Origin of the sequence: Nocardioides sp., assembly GCF_047607365.1 — a bacterium.
In the GTDB taxonomy this organism is placed as follows: Bacteria; Actinomycetota; Actinomycetes; order Propionibacteriales; family Nocardioidaceae; genus Nocardioides.
The window spans coordinates 1-12597 of the sequence record NZ_JASGDD010000215.1 but is presented as its reverse complement, the minus strand read 5'-3'; the positions used below and the strand labels follow the sequence as shown (position 1 = coordinate 12597).

The following is a 12597-nucleotide window of genomic DNA, read 5'->3' as shown; positions in this document are numbered from 1 at the left end:
GGCGCTCGACCTCGCCGGCGTGGCCGGGCGGCCGGCCCGGCTGCTGTCCGGCGGTGAGCGCCAGCGGCTGCTCCTCGCCCGCGCCCTCGGGTCGGGGCGCCCCCTGGTGGTGCTCGACGAGCCGACCTCGCAACAGGACGAGGCCCATGCCGAGCTGGTCTCGGCCGTCCTCCGGAGCGCGGCGGACAGCGACCGCGCCGTCCTCTGCGCGACCCACGACCCCCTGCTTGCCGAGGCCGCCGACCACACGCTCGCGCTGTAGCGCCGCCGGGGCTCGCTACCAGCGCTCGACGACGAGGCTGGGGACACGCTCGAACTCACCTACGTTGCGCGTGACCAGCACGAGGCCCAAGGATCGGGCGTGGCCGGCGATCTGGAGATCGTAGGGACCGATGGGAGTGCCGCGACGCTCCAGCGCTGCTCGGACGGCCGCGGCGTGCCCGGCGGCATCGGGCCCGAAGTCGAGCGGCTCGGCGACCGTGCTAGTGAGCTCGTCGACGGCAGCGTGGTTGCGCGCCGGCTCCGCCGAGCGCTCGGCGCCGTAGCGCAGCTCATAGAGCGAGACCGACGAGAGGCCGACCCGGCCTGCGGCGCGGAGTCGCTCGATCAGTCCGTTGTCGCGCTTCCTCAGCGCCTCGATCGCGATGTCGGTGTCGATGAGGTGACGCAGGCTCACGCCCACGTCCGCTTCTGCATGGCGGGCTGATCACGCGTCCGCAGATAGTCGTCGGTGACGAGGGCGGGCGTGTCGAAGAAGTAGTCGGCCCGCCGCCCGACCGGTGTGATCAGCCGCGACTCCCCGATAACGGTGACCTCGACCTCCGTCACCGACTCGTCGAAGGCGACGCCCTTCGGCAGCCGGACCGCCTGGGTGGTGTTGTTGAGGAAGAGCTTGGTGAGAATGGGCATGGCGGCCTCCTATATGTTCGAAGTATATACCGAGGTCGTGTGCTCAGGCGAGCCAGCGCAGGGAGCGGCCGTGGCCGTGGGTGTGCGCGACGGCACGGCCGTCGAGGCCGAGCACGAACGTCTGCTTGTCGGCCGGGATCGCCGGCCCGGTCGCGGTCACCGACGGCAGCACGTTCTTCCCCTCGTTGCCGACCCAGTGGCATCGCCCGCCGGCGACCAGGTCGCGGATCAGGCGATCGAACCGCTCGCGGTCCGCGGGCTCGAGATAGGCGACGACGGCCGAGTGGAAGACGACCACGGCGCCGTACGCCGAGGCCTCCTCGACCAGGGCGGGGAGCTCGTCGAGGAGGTCGCCCGCGACGATCCGCGGCGGATCGCTCCGGGCGACGTCCACGGCGTGGCGCAGGCGGGCGCGGCGGTCGTCGTGCTCGGGCCACACGAGCGTCTCCAGCCAGGCCATGTCGTGCTCGTCGGCGACGTCGAGCGGGTGCAGGTCGACGCCGCCGCGCCAGGCCACCTCGGGCAGCGCGACCGGCAGCGGCGCAGGCCCCTTGACCCGGCACGCCAGCACGCCGTGCGGCCCGACGATCTCGCCCAGCTCGACCCGGCCGGCGTCGGTCTGCCACGCGTAGGCCCAGCGGTCGGGATAGAGGCACAGCCCCGCCGAGGCGCCGACCTCGAGCAGTGCCAGCGGCTCGCCCCCGGCCGCGGCGGCGACCAGCGAGAAGGCCGGCACGAGCGTGGCGAGCCGGCCGACCTCGTTGGTCTGGGTGGCGTGGGTGAGGATCGTCTGGCGGATCGTCCCCTCGTCGCCGAGAAGGGCCTCGCGCAGAGCCGAGTAGGGGCCTGGAGCGGCGACGCCGTGGAGCCGGGCGGCGGCGAAGACCAGATTGGGCTGGTGCTTGATCGGCGGCAGGTCGGCGAGCCACCCGATGACCTCGGCGTCCTCGGCCAGCCGCGTGGACCAGTCGGCGAACGTGGGCGAGTCGCCCTCGGCGTACCGCGCGAAGTCGCGGTACTCGGCGGCGATGTCGTCGAAGAGCAGCACCTGCGGTCGTCGCGATCAGCCGTCGATCAGACCGGCGGCATCGGCCGCGACGACGCCCTCAGCGCCGACGGCGACCTCGGAGACCGGAGCCGGCGGGAGCGCAAGCCACCGGTCGTCGGCCATGGGGACATAGCGCAGCGTGGACTCCGAACTCGCGGTGACGGACATGGCTCCATTCTGAGACTCTCGCCGGAACGGGTCCAGCACAGCAGCCACCACCGACAGGACCGTTAGGGTCTGCGCCGTGGACTCGATGCCGCCCGACCTGCTCGCCGTCGCGACCGCGGCCAAGGGGTTCATGCCGCTGGACGAGGGCGAGCTCCTGCACCGGCTCGCGCGCGAGCGGCTCCCCCACGGCCCCGTCCTCGAGGTCGGGACGTACGCCGGGAAGTCGGCGGTCTACCTCGGCGCGGCGGCCCGCGAGGTCGGCGGCGTCGTGTTCACCGTGGACCACCACCGCGGCTCGGAGGAGAACCAGGCGGGCTGGGAGCACCACGACGCCTCCCTGGTCGACGCGCGCACCGGCCGGATGGACACGCTCCCCCACTTCCGCCGCACCATCGAGGCCGCCGGGCTCGAGGAGGTCGTGGTCGCGATCGTCGGCCAGTCCCCGACCGTCGCGCGTGCCTGGACCACGCCGCTGTCGCTGCTCTTCATCGACGGCGGCCACGGCGAGGAGCCGGCGCGCGCCGACTACGAGGGCTGGGCGCGGCACGTGATGCCCGGCGGCCTGCTCGTGATCCACGACGTGTTCCCCGATCCCGCGGACGGGGGGCGGCCGCCGTACGAGCAGATCTACCTGCCCGCGCTCGCCTCCGGCGACTTCACCGAGGTCGCCGCGCTGGGCTCGCTCCGGGCCCTGCGCCGGCTACGGCGAGAGCCGGCGGATCCGAGCTGACGGGCAGCCGCACTCGAGCGCCAGCTCCGGGAAGTCCGGGGCCAGCGAGGTGCCGCGGTAGATGCCGCTGCCCGGTGTAGAGCCGCCGTACCTCTCCCCCAGGGCGTCGGCGGCGAGGATCACGGCGGCGGCGGTGAACGTGGTGTGCTCGGCCGGCCAGAAGACGTCGGGGTTCTCGTTGGGGTGGCCGGGATCGGCGTAGACCCACCCCGTCCAGTAGCCGCCGTCCTCGGCGCGCAGGAACTGCATGTCCGCGAAGAGGACCAACGCCCGGTCGTGGTCGCCGAGCCCGTCGAGGGCCATCACGAGCTCGCAGGTCTCAGCGCCCGTGACCCAGGGGTTGGTGTCGACGCAGCGCGAGCCCATGCCGGGAACGACGAAGTCGTCCCAGCGGCTCTGGAGGAGCCGCACCGCTTCAGCGCCGCCGACAGCGCCGCCGAGCACCGGGTAGTACCAGTCCATCGAGAACGTGGACTTGTCGGCGAAGAGGTCGGGGTGGGAGCGGATCGCGTGGCCGAGCCGCCCGCCGGCGAGCTCCCAGTCGGGCTGCGGGTCGCCGAGGAGCTCGGCGAGGGCGACGCCGGCGCGCAGCGAGTGGTAGACCGACGAGCAGCCGGTGAGGAGACAGAGGTCGTCGACGGGCGTCCACTGGATGCCGCCCCACCCCTGCTGCAGCCCGACGACGAAGTCGAGGCCCGCGCGCACGCTCGGCCAGTAGGTCCGGACGAAGTCCAGGTCGCGGCGGACCAGCCAGTGGTGCCACAGGCCCACGGCGAAGTAGGCGCTCATGTTGACCTCGCCGCGCTCGTCCTCCACGGCGCCGGAGACGATCTTCATCGGCCACGAGCCGTCGCCGCGCTGCAGCGTGGGCACCCAGGCGTACGCGCGCTCGGCGGCCTCGACCTCGCCGCCCACCAGCAGCCCCATGGCCGCCTCGACGTGGTTCCAGATGTCGGCGTGCTGGTCCTCGCCCCAGGGGATCTCGCCCGAGTCGTGCTGCACCGCCCTGATGGAGGCGGCGGTGGCACGGATCTGCTCCGGGGTGAGGATCCCGTCGACGTACGGGATCTGCGAGCTCACGATCCCGAGGCCTCGAGGGGCTTGGCGAAGTAGAGCACCAGCGACTTGCCGATCACGGGGTCGAGGACCTTGCCGGCCGCGCGCAGGAGGCGCGGGTTCCTCATGATCTCCCAGACCAGCAGCCGGTGATAGGCCTTCGCGAGCGGATGCCCGTCGTCGTCGACGCCGACGGCGCTCTTGATCCACCAGTACGGCGAGTGCAGCCCGTGCGCGTAGGACTTGCCGGTGTAGACCATGGCCGTGCCGGGCGTGCCGTCGTTGGGCCGGCCGCCCTTGGTGACCTTGTCGATCAGCTCGTGGTCGGTGTAGATCCTGATGTGGCCGCCGGTGGCGTTGTGGTAGTCGTCCGAGAGCCGCCAGTTGATCACCTCGGGCAGCCAGCGCGGGACCGAGATCGCCAGGGTGCCGCCCGGGCGCAGCACCCGGATCAGCTCCTTGATCGCGTCGACGTCGGCCCAGATGTGCTCGAGCACCTCGGCGGCGATCACGCGGTCGAACTCGCCGTCGGCGAACGGCAGCGCGAGCGCGTCGCCCTCCTTCACGTCGGCCTCGGCGCCCTCGGGCACCTCGCCGGCCTCCTTCATCGCCGCGAACCACTCACGCACGCGTGCCAGCTCGTCGGCGTCCTGGTCGAACGCGACCACGTCGGCGCCGCGCCGGTAGGCCTCGAACGCGTGCCGGCCTCCGCCGGCGCCCATGTCGAGCAGGCGCTCGCCGGGCCGCAGGCCGAGCCGGTCGAAGTCAACGGTCAGCACGGGTGCTCTCCTCCTGATAGCTGCGGACGGTCTCCGCGAGTACGACGGCGGTCCGCTCGCCCACGGCGCGCCAGCTGAACGACTCCGTGACCCGGGCACGCCCGGCCGCGCCCATCCGGGCACGGCGATCGGGATCGTCGAGCAGGGCGCCGATGGCCTCGACGAGGCCGTCGACGTCGCCCGGCTCGACCAGGTCGGCGCAGAGGCCGTCGGGGCCGACCACCTCGGGGATCGCGCCCGCGCGGGAGACGACGAGAGGCGTCGCGCAGGCCATCAGCTCGGCCGTCGGCAGCGAGAAGCCCTCGTACAGGCTCGGCACGCAGGCGAGCTCGGCCGAGCCCATGAGCGCGACGAGCTCCTCGTCGGTGAGGCCGTGGGCGAAGGTGACCCGATCGGCGATGCCGAGACGGTCGAGGAGCCGCTCGGTGCGGCCCCCCTCCTTGGGCTTGGTGACCAGCACCAGCTCGAGCTCGCGCTCGGTGAGCAGCTTGGCGAAGGCCTCGAGCAGCACGTTGACGCCCTTGAGCGGGGCGTCGGCGCTCGCCATCGCGAGCAGCCGGCCCGGGACGCGTGGGGTGGCCGGCGGGACGAAGAGGTCGTCGTCCACGCCGAGCAGGACCGTGGTGACGCGGGCGGGGTCGACGCCGAACTCGCGGATCACGTCGCGTTTGGAGGACTCCGAGGGGACGATCACCCGGCGCAGGCGCGGGGCCGTGCGGAGCTGCTGGCGCAGGAAGGAGTACCACCGCCACACCCCGAACCGCCTCTTCCACGACCGTGCCGAGGCGAGCTCGATGGCGCGGTCCATCGTGATCGGGTGGTGGATGATCGCGACGAGGGGAAGACCCAGCCGCTCCACGCCGAGCAGCGGGGTGGCGAGGGTCTGGTTGTCGAGGACGACGTCGAAGTCGTCGACCCGGTCGGCGAGGAGCCTCATCACGCGCCGGGAGAAGGTGAGCGGCTCCGGGAACGCCCCCGAGCGCATCCGCAGCCACTCCTCGACGTCGATCAGGTCGCGGAACTCCCGGACCGCGGGGTTGCGGAACTCCTCCCCCGGCCGGTAGAGGTCCAGGCTCGGGACCTCGGTGAGGAGGACGCCCTCGTCGAGCTCGGGATAGGGCTGCCCGGAGAAGACCTCCACGGTGTGGCCGAGCGCGACCAGGGCGCGGCTCAGCCGCTGGACGTAGATCCCCTGGCCCCCGACGTGCGGCTTGCTGCGGTAGGACAACAGAGCGATCCGCATGCGGAGGACCCTACAGGGGCCCGCCTTCGCGGCTCCTGGAAGACTGGCGGGGATGACCCTCCAGCGCTCGCAGGCTCGCGGCCTCGCCGTGGTCGGGGTCGTCACCGTGGCCGCCAGTGTCGCGCTGAGCCTGGTGCGGGTGCCGTCCGCGGTGCTGTTCGGCGGGCTGATCGGCGGCATGGCGCAGGCACTCGGCTCCGAGACCCCCGTGGCCGTCCCCGCGCCCGCCTTCCGGGTGTCCCAGGCCATGGTGGGCGTGATCATCGGGGCGGGGATCTCGCTGGACGCGCTGGGGGCCATGGGGCGCGACGCTCCGACGATCCTGGTGATCACGATCGGGACGGTGCTGGTGTCGCTGGTGGCCGGCCGGCTGCTCGCGCTCCGGCGCGACGTGTCGCCGGTGACCGGCGCCTTCGCCCTCATCGCCGGCGGCGCCAGCGGGGTCGTCGCGATCTCGCGCGACCTCGGCGCCGACGACCGGGTCGTCACCGTGGTGCAGTACCTCCGGGTCCTCATCGTGCTGGTCACGATGCCCCTCGTGACGGCGGTGGTCTTCCATCCCGAGCGGGGGCAGGGCGGCCTGGGCACGACGTCGAGCCGGCTCGACGAGTCGCTGCTCTACGTCGCGATCACGCTGGCGCTCGGCCTGCTCATCGCCCGGCTGGTGCCGGTCACCACCGCCATCCTGCTCGGGCCGATCCTCGTCGGCACGATCCTGGTCGCCACCCCGTGGTTCGACGCGGTCGCGGTGCCGGCGGTGCTCCAGTGGCTCGCCTACGCGCTGATCGGGATCCAGGTGGGGCTGCGGTTCACCCGCGCCTCCCTCGTCTCGATCGCTCGGATGCTGCCGGTCGTCACCCTCATCATCCTGGGGATGATCGTCGCCACGGCGCTGATGGGGTCGCTCCTCGCCGTGCTCACCCCGGTCGACGGGCTGACCGCCTACCTCGCCACCACGCCCGGAGGCCTGTTCGCGGTGCTCGCCACCGCCGCCGACGCCGGCTCGGACGTCACCTACGTGATGGCCGTCCAGCTCGTCCGGGTGCTGGTGATCCTCTGCTTCACTCCCCTGCTGGCACGACTGCTCGCACGGCGCGCGGCATAGCGATGCGGGCCAGCTTGCGATAGCGCCAGATCTGCGAGAGGCCGAGCCCCCAGATGAGGTACTGGAATCCGAACGCCCAGCGGAACGCGTCCGGCGTGTAGTCGTTCCCGCCTCCCGGCGTACGCCAGTCGAGGATCCAGCCGATCGCAAGGATCAGCACGAGCGAGGCGGCGAAACCGCCCTGGTTGATGATCCCGCTCGCGCTCGCGAACCGCTCCGGCGGGTTGGAGGTGCGCCCGAGGTCGAAGCCGATCATCGACGTCGGTCCGCCGATCCCGGCGACGAGCGCGAGGACGACGAGGACGCCGAGCGGAGCGTCGCCCGGCCAGACGAGCACGAGCGTCCACATCGCCATGCACGAGGTGACCACGCCGAGTGCGAGCGTCGACCGGTGCCAGGGCTCGTAGCCGATGAACCATCCGATCACCGGCCCCCCGAGGATCGAGGCAAGCGTCACGAGGGAGATCAGCAGGCCCGCGACCTGGTCGCTCTGGCCTTCGCCCTTCACGAAGAACGGCAGCCCCCAGAGCATGGCCAGCGCGTTGGCGCTGAAGGGCGTGGAGAAGTGCACCCAGAAGGCCAGGCGGGTGCCGGGGTTGCGCCACGACGACGCGAGGTCGCGGAGCACCGCCGCGAGCGAGCGGCTCGCGCCCCGCTGGGTGCGCAGGTGCGGCGCGTCGTGCAGCAGCGCGAGCGCGACGAAGAACAGGACCAGGCCGGCGACGCTGGACACGAGGTAGGCCTTCGTCCAGCCCAGGTGACCGAGCGCCCACGTCATCGGCAGGGCGGCGAGGATGGCCCCGAGCTGCCCGAGCGACCCGTTGAGCGTGCTCATCAGCGCGATCCGGCGCGGCGGGATCCAGCTCGCCGTCAGGCGGAGCAGGCAGATGAAGGTGAGCGAGTCGCCGATCCCGACGAAGACCCGCGCGATCAGCGCCGCCGGGTAGGTCTCCGCGAACGCGAACCCGGCCTGCGCCAGCAGGCCGATGAGGATCCCGCTCAGGATGACGCTGCGCGGTCCCCAGCGGTCGACCAGCAGCCCCACCGGGACCTGCATCGCCGCGTAGACCAGCAGCTGGAGCATCGTGAACGTCGCCAGCTGCGACGCGCTGATCCCGAACCGGTCCGCCGCGACGAGCCCGGCGACCGCCAGCGAACTGCGGTTGAAGACCGCGAGGAAGTACGCCGACAGCGCCACGATCCAGACCGTGAACGCTCTCCGCACGCGTCCACGCTATTACCGCAGCGGGCGGTATCCGGAATCGGTGAGGGCCGGCTCGGGCGCTCCGACGGCCTCCGGCAGCCGGCCGAGCACCAACCCGCGCACCACGAGGACGGCGGTGGCCCCCAGCACGACCCAGGCGCTGAGCAGCATGGCCAGGTGGAGGCCGTCCGTGACCGGGGCGGTGACGTGGCGCAGGGTGTCGAGGTGGCACAGGAGACCGAGGCCGACGAGCAGCAGGGTCAGCGGCGTCACGAGCCGTGAGTCGTCGCGTGCCGACAGCCGCCGGCCGGCGTACAGCAGCCCGGACGCGACCGCGATCCCGAGAAGCGGGAGCAGGGGCAGGGCGTAGCGCGCGTGGATCCAGCCACCGCCGGCGATGAACTGCGCGACGCTGACCACGTTGGCGGCGACGTAGAGGCCGGCGACTCCCCACGCCGCCGTCGTCGGGGTGAACCGGATCCGCTCGGGGCCGCGCGGCCGACGGGAGGCAGACGCCTCGGCGAGGCCGGCCAGCCCGGCGGCGAGCAGGATCCCCGCGAGGATCCGCCACTGGTTCGCCACGTCGCCGTCGGTCCACAGCGACGTCAGGAGCCGCCAGTAGAAGGACGGCGTCACACAGGTGAGGAGCCAGCTCCCGTTGGGCGTGCGGTCGAACTGCTGATAGAGCGCCGACGAGGCGGTCACGCTGCCGTAGAGCGCCAGGTTGCGGACGTAGAACCAGCCGATGGCGATCACGGCCACCGATCCCACCGCCGCGGCTCGGAGGGTCCCGGCCCGCCACCCCCGGGGCGTCCGGTCGGCGAGCACCGAGGCCGCCAGCACGGCCAGGCAGACCACCGCCACCACCGGGATGCCGCTGGCGCGGGTCGCGGCCGCCGCGGCGCCGGCGACCGCCGTCGCCACCAGCCGGGGACGGGTCACTCCGTGGCGGATGGTCCGGACCCCCAGCAGCAGTGCGAGGAAGGCCAGCGCGGTCGCCACGCCGTCGTTGTAGATGGCGCCGCCCACGTAGGTGACGGCGCCGCAGGACAGGGCGAAGGCGGAGGAGAGCACGGCGATCCCCGGCCGGCGCGGCACCAGCTCGCGCGCCAGCATGCCGACGAGGAAGACCGCGAGGGCGAAGCCGAGGCCGTTGAGCAGCCGCATCCCGAAGAGGCTCAGCCCGGGATGGCCGATCGCGTCGCCGAGCATGACCAGCGGTGCCGACAGCACGTAGTAGAGCGGCGGATGGTTGGCGGTCCAGATCCGCAGATGGGAGGGCCCGCGGTACTCGTTCGCAAGCACCTCCGCGAGGGCCGGGTACAGCACCGGGTCGTCCGCGATCGGCGTCTGGATCGTCGGCAGCTGGCCGTGGGCGACGGCGATCGCGTAGGCCGCGTTGGCGCGCTCGTCGGTCTTGAAGAACGGGGCCATCGAGACGGCCACCTGGGCGCTCAGGACGAAGGCCAGCACCGCCAGCAGGGCACAGGCCCGCACGGGCTCGCGCACACGTCGATCGACCGCCACGTCCGGAGCCTAGGGAGCGGTCCGGCGCTCCCCAACCCTCCGCCACACGACGCCACCAGACGTGCACGTGCGGTCCACCAGCCCGTCACCTCCCGGGCGTCCGCGCCTCACTTCGTGGCTTCCATCATCTGGCGCAATTCCTTCTTGAGGTCCGAGATCTCGTCGCGGAGGCGGGCGGCGACCTCGAACTGGAGCTCGGCGGCGGCGGCGCGCATCTGGTCGGTGAGCTGCTGGATGAGCTCGGCCAGGTCCGAGCTCGGCAGGCCGGCGGCCATGCTCGCGCCCCGGCTGGCCTCGCCCAGCACCGGCGTGGGCGCCACCTTGGGCTTGACTCCGCCGGCGCGCCCCTTGGCCTCGGTGCCCGCCCACGTCTCGAGGAGCGCCTGGGTGGACTCGTCCTCCCGGGCGAGCATCTCGGTGATGTCGGCGATCTTCTTGCGAAGCGGCTGCGGGTCGATGCCGTGCTCGGCGTTGTAGGCGACCTGCTTCTCGCGGCGGCGGTTGGTCTCCTCGATCGCCGCCTCCATCGAGGGGGTGATCTTGTCGGCGTACATGTGGACCTGGCCCGACACGTTGCGCGCCGCGCGGCCGATCGTCTGGATGAGGGACTTGTCCGAGCGGAGGAAGCCCTCCTTGTCGGCGTCGAGAATCGCGACCAGCGACACCTCGGGCAGGTCGAGCCCCTCACGCAGCAGGTTGATGCCCACGAGCACGTCGTACTCCCCCAGCCGGAGGTCGCGGAGCAGCTCGATCCGCTTGAGGGTGTCGACCTCGGAGTGCAGGTAGCGCGTCCGGATCCCGGCTTCCAGCAGGTAGTCGGTCAGGTCCTCCGACATCTTCTTGGTCAGCGTGGTCACCAGCACGCGCTCGTTGCGCTCGGTGCGCAGCTTGATCTCGTGGATGAGGTCGTCGATCTGGCCCTTGGTCGGCTTCACGATGACCTCGGGGTCGACCAGGCCGGTCGGGCGGATGATCTGCTCGACGACGTGCGGCGGCTTGTCGCCGCCGGCCTTGTCGAGCTCGTAGGCCCCCGGGGTGGCGGAGAGGTAGATCGTCTGCCCGACCCGGTCGAGGAACTCGCCGAACTTCAGCGGCCGGTTGTCCATCGCGCTCGGCAGCCGGAAGCCGTGGTCGACGAGGTTGCGCTTGCGGGACATGTCCCCCTCGTACATCCCGCCGATCTGCGGCACCGCCACATGCGACTCGTCGACGACGAGCACGAAGTCCTCGGGGAAGTAGTCGAGCAGGCAGTTGGGCGCGCTGCCGGGCGAGCGGCCGTCGATGTGCATCGAGTAGTTCTCGATGCCCGAGCAGGTGCCGACCTGCCGCATCATCTCGATGTCGTACGTCGTGCGCATCCTGAGCCGCTGCGCCTCCAGCAGCTTGCCGTGCGCCTCGAAGTCGCTCAGCTGCTGGGTCAGCTCGCGCTCGATCCCCCCGATCGCGCGCTCCATCCGCTCGGGCCCGGCGACGTAGTGCGACGCCGGGAAGATGTAGAGCTCGGGGTCCTCCGTGAGCACCTCGCCGGTGACCGCGTGGAGCGTCATCAGCCGCTCGATCTCGTCGCCGAAGAACTCGATCCGGACCGCGTGCTCCTCGTAGACCGGGAAGACCTCGAGGGTGTCGCCGCGGACGCGGAAGGTGCCGCGGGTGAAGGCGAGGTCGTTGCGGGTGTACTGGATGTCGACGAGCCGCCGCAGGATCGCGTCGCGGTCGTGCTCCTCCCCCACCTTGAGCCGGATCATCCGGTCGACGTACTCCTGCGGCGTGCCGAGACCGTAGATGCACGAGACCGTCGAGACCACGATGACGTCGCGCCGGGTGAGCAGGCTGTTGGTCGCGCTGTGCCGCAGCCGCTCGACCTCCTCGTTGATCGAGGAGTCCTTCTCGATGTAGGTGTCCGTCTGGGGGACGTAGGCCTCAGGCTGGTAGTAGTCGTAGTAGGAGACGAAGTACTCCACCGCGTTGTCGGGGAAGAGCTGGCGCAGCTCGTTGGCGAACTGCGCGGCGAGCGTCTTGTTGGGCTGCAGCACGAGCATCGGGCGCTGCAGCTGCTCGGCCACCCACGCGACGGTGGCGGTCTTGCCGGTGCCGGTCGCGCCGAGCAGCACGACGTCCTGCTCGCCGCCCCGGATCCGCCGGGAGATCTCGGCGATGGCAGCCGGCTGGTCGCCGCCGGGCCGGTAGTCGGAGACCACCTGGAACGGGGCGACTCTCCGCTCGAGATCGGTGACGGGGCGCATGCGCCAAGCCTACGGACCGCCACCGACATGATCGTCGCGATCCGAGCGGGACCGCTCTACTTCTTCCTGCGGTGGCGGTCTCCGAGCTTGACCGTGACCTTGGCGCCGGCCGGGAGCACGACGCCCGGCTTGGGCTTCTGCCGGACCACCCACTGCGCGCCGCGGTGGGCTCGCCGGATCTTGCCGAGCTTGCAGTGCGCGGCCCGGAGGGCGTTGCGGGCGGCCTTGAGGCGCTTGCCCACCAGCCTGGGCACCGTGCAGGTCGGCGTGGCCTGGTGGGGTGCGACGGTGTAGGTCAGCGAGATGGACGGCAGGGCCGTGGTGTCGGTGGCGATCGCCGTCCTGGACGCGCCCGAGCCGAACCCGCTGGAGCCCGCTCCGCCGCCCAGGCCGGCCGAGCTGGCTCCGCCGCCGCCTCCGCCGTAGACACCGCCGCCGCCACCGCCCCCGCTGGCGCGGCCGAAGTTGCAGGTTCCGTTCCCGCCGGCCCCTCCGGCGCCGAGGACGCCGGCCGAGCCGCCCACATCGCAGGCGCCGGCACCGCCCGCTCCTCCGGAGTCGGCCGTGCCCGGCTGCCCGGCGGAG

At 72.1% G+C, this 12597-nt stretch carries 14 protein-coding genes; 3 read left to right on the top strand and 11 right to left on the bottom strand.

Features of this window, described 5'->3' with window-relative positions; all coding sequences use genetic code 11:
* Positions 1 to 262 (top strand): ABC transporter ATP-binding protein (locus QM572_RS16770; protein WP_415095115.1); only part of this gene is annotated, 262 nt, incomplete at its 5' end.
* A gap of 15 nt (positions 263 to 277) precedes the next feature.
* Here the strand turns inward: QM572_RS16770 and QM572_RS16765 are convergent.
* From QM572_RS16765 to QM572_RS16750, 4 genes are read right to left on the bottom strand one after another with little or no spacing between them, the layout of a single operon-like run.
* Positions 278 to 676, bottom strand: a complete 399-nt coding sequence (locus tag QM572_RS16765; RefSeq protein ID WP_415095114.1) for a PIN domain-containing protein — start codon at positions 674 to 676, stop codon at positions 278 to 280.
* Positions 673 to 909, bottom strand: coding sequence for a type II toxin-antitoxin system VapB family antitoxin (gene vapB / locus QM572_RS16760; RefSeq protein ID WP_415095113.1), 237 nt, complete (start codon positions 907 to 909; stop codon positions 673 to 675). Before vapB ends, QM572_RS16765 begins: the two co-directional genes overlap by 4 nt.
* A 43-nt stretch (positions 910 to 952) precedes the next feature.
* Entirely contained in the window at positions 953 to 1957 is a 1005-nt protein-coding gene (locus QM572_RS16755) for a DUF2332 domain-containing protein (protein ID WP_415095112.1), read from the bottom strand.
* A 15-nt stretch (positions 1958 to 1972) separates the two neighbouring features.
* A complete protein-coding gene (locus QM572_RS16750; protein WP_415095111.1) occupies positions 1973 to 2125 on the bottom strand; it encodes a hypothetical protein in 153 nt (50 codons plus the stop codon).
* Between the two features lie 85 nt (positions 2126 to 2210).
* Here QM572_RS16750 and QM572_RS16745 point away from each other — a divergent pair, with 85 nt between their 5' ends.
* Positions 2211 to 2855: a class I SAM-dependent methyltransferase gene (locus QM572_RS16745; RefSeq protein ID WP_415095116.1), complete on the top strand. Its 645-nt coding sequence runs from the start codon at positions 2211 to 2213 to the stop codon at positions 2853 to 2855.
* Here the strand turns inward: QM572_RS16745 and QM572_RS16740 are convergent.
* The 3 genes from QM572_RS16740 to QM572_RS16730 are packed head-to-tail and all read right to left on the bottom strand — an operon-like array spanning position 2826 to position 5933.
* Positions 2826 to 3935: a prenyltransferase gene (locus QM572_RS16740; protein ID WP_415095110.1), complete on the bottom strand. Its 1110-nt coding sequence runs from the start codon at positions 3933 to 3935 to the stop codon at positions 2826 to 2828. The two genes, QM572_RS16745 and QM572_RS16740, sit on opposite strands and share 30 nt — an antisense overlap.
* Positions 3932 to 4690 carry a methyltransferase domain-containing protein gene (locus tag QM572_RS16735; protein ID WP_415095109.1) on the bottom strand — a complete coding sequence of 253 codons (759 nt, stop codon included), beginning with the start codon at positions 4688 to 4690 and terminating at the stop codon, positions 3932 to 3934. Before QM572_RS16735 ends, QM572_RS16740 begins: the two co-directional genes overlap by 4 nt.
* A complete protein-coding gene (locus QM572_RS16730; RefSeq protein ID WP_415095108.1) occupies positions 4677 to 5933 on the bottom strand; it encodes a glycosyltransferase family 4 protein in 1257 nt (418 codons plus the stop codon). The genes QM572_RS16735 and QM572_RS16730 overlap by 14 nt, the downstream gene beginning before the upstream one ends.
* 52 nt (positions 5934 to 5985) lie before the next feature.
* On the opposite strand from QM572_RS16730, the gene QM572_RS16725 reads away from it, so the two are divergent.
* A complete protein-coding gene (locus QM572_RS16725) occupies positions 5986 to 7038 on the top strand; it encodes an AbrB family transcriptional regulator (protein WP_415095107.1) in 1053 nt (350 codons plus the stop codon).
* On the opposite strand, the gene QM572_RS16720 is transcribed toward QM572_RS16725, so the two are convergent.
* The 4 genes from QM572_RS16720 to QM572_RS16705 form a co-directional block, all read right to left on the bottom strand.
* Positions 6995 to 8263, bottom strand: coding sequence for an MFS transporter (locus QM572_RS16720; RefSeq protein WP_415095106.1), 1269 nt, complete (start codon positions 8261 to 8263; stop codon positions 6995 to 6997). The genes QM572_RS16725 and QM572_RS16720 overlap by 44 nt on opposite strands.
* A 12-nt stretch (positions 8264 to 8275) precedes the next feature.
* Positions 8276 to 9769, bottom strand: coding sequence for a hypothetical protein (locus QM572_RS16715; protein ID WP_415095105.1), 1494 nt, complete (start codon positions 9767 to 9769; stop codon positions 8276 to 8278).
* A gap of 107 nt (positions 9770 to 9876) precedes the next feature.
* Positions 9877 to 12012: an excinuclease ABC subunit UvrB gene (uvrB, locus tag QM572_RS16710; RefSeq protein ID WP_415095104.1), complete on the bottom strand. Its 2136-nt coding sequence runs from the start codon at positions 12010 to 12012 to the stop codon at positions 9877 to 9879.
* Positions 12013 to 12068: 56 nt separating this feature from the next.
* Positions 12069 to 12597: PASTA domain-containing protein (locus tag QM572_RS16705; RefSeq protein ID WP_415095103.1), on the bottom strand; the 529-nt coding region annotated here is incomplete at its 5' end.

Coding starts and splice junctions, on each gene's coding strand:
- uvrB (WP_415095104.1), bottom strand. CDS start 12,012: ATGCGCCCCGTCACCGATCTCGAGCGGAGAGTCGCCCCGTTCCAGGTG.
- QM572_RS16750 (WP_415095111.1), bottom strand. CDS start 2,125: ATGTCCGTCACCGCGAGTTCGGAGTCCACGCTGCGCTATGTCCCCATG.
- QM572_RS16730 (WP_415095108.1), bottom strand. CDS start 5,933: ATGCGGATCGCTCTGTTGTCCTACCGCAGCAAGCCGCACGTCGGGGGC.
- vapB (WP_415095113.1), bottom strand. CDS start 909: ATGCCCATTCTCACCAAGCTCTTCCTCAACAACACCACCCAGGCGGTC.
- QM572_RS16725 (WP_415095107.1), top strand. CDS start 5,986: ATGACCCTCCAGCGCTCGCAGGCTCGCGGCCTCGCCGTGGTCGGGGTC.
- QM572_RS16745 (WP_415095116.1), top strand. CDS start 2,211: ATGCCGCCCGACCTGCTCGCCGTCGCGACCGCGGCCAAGGGGTTCATG.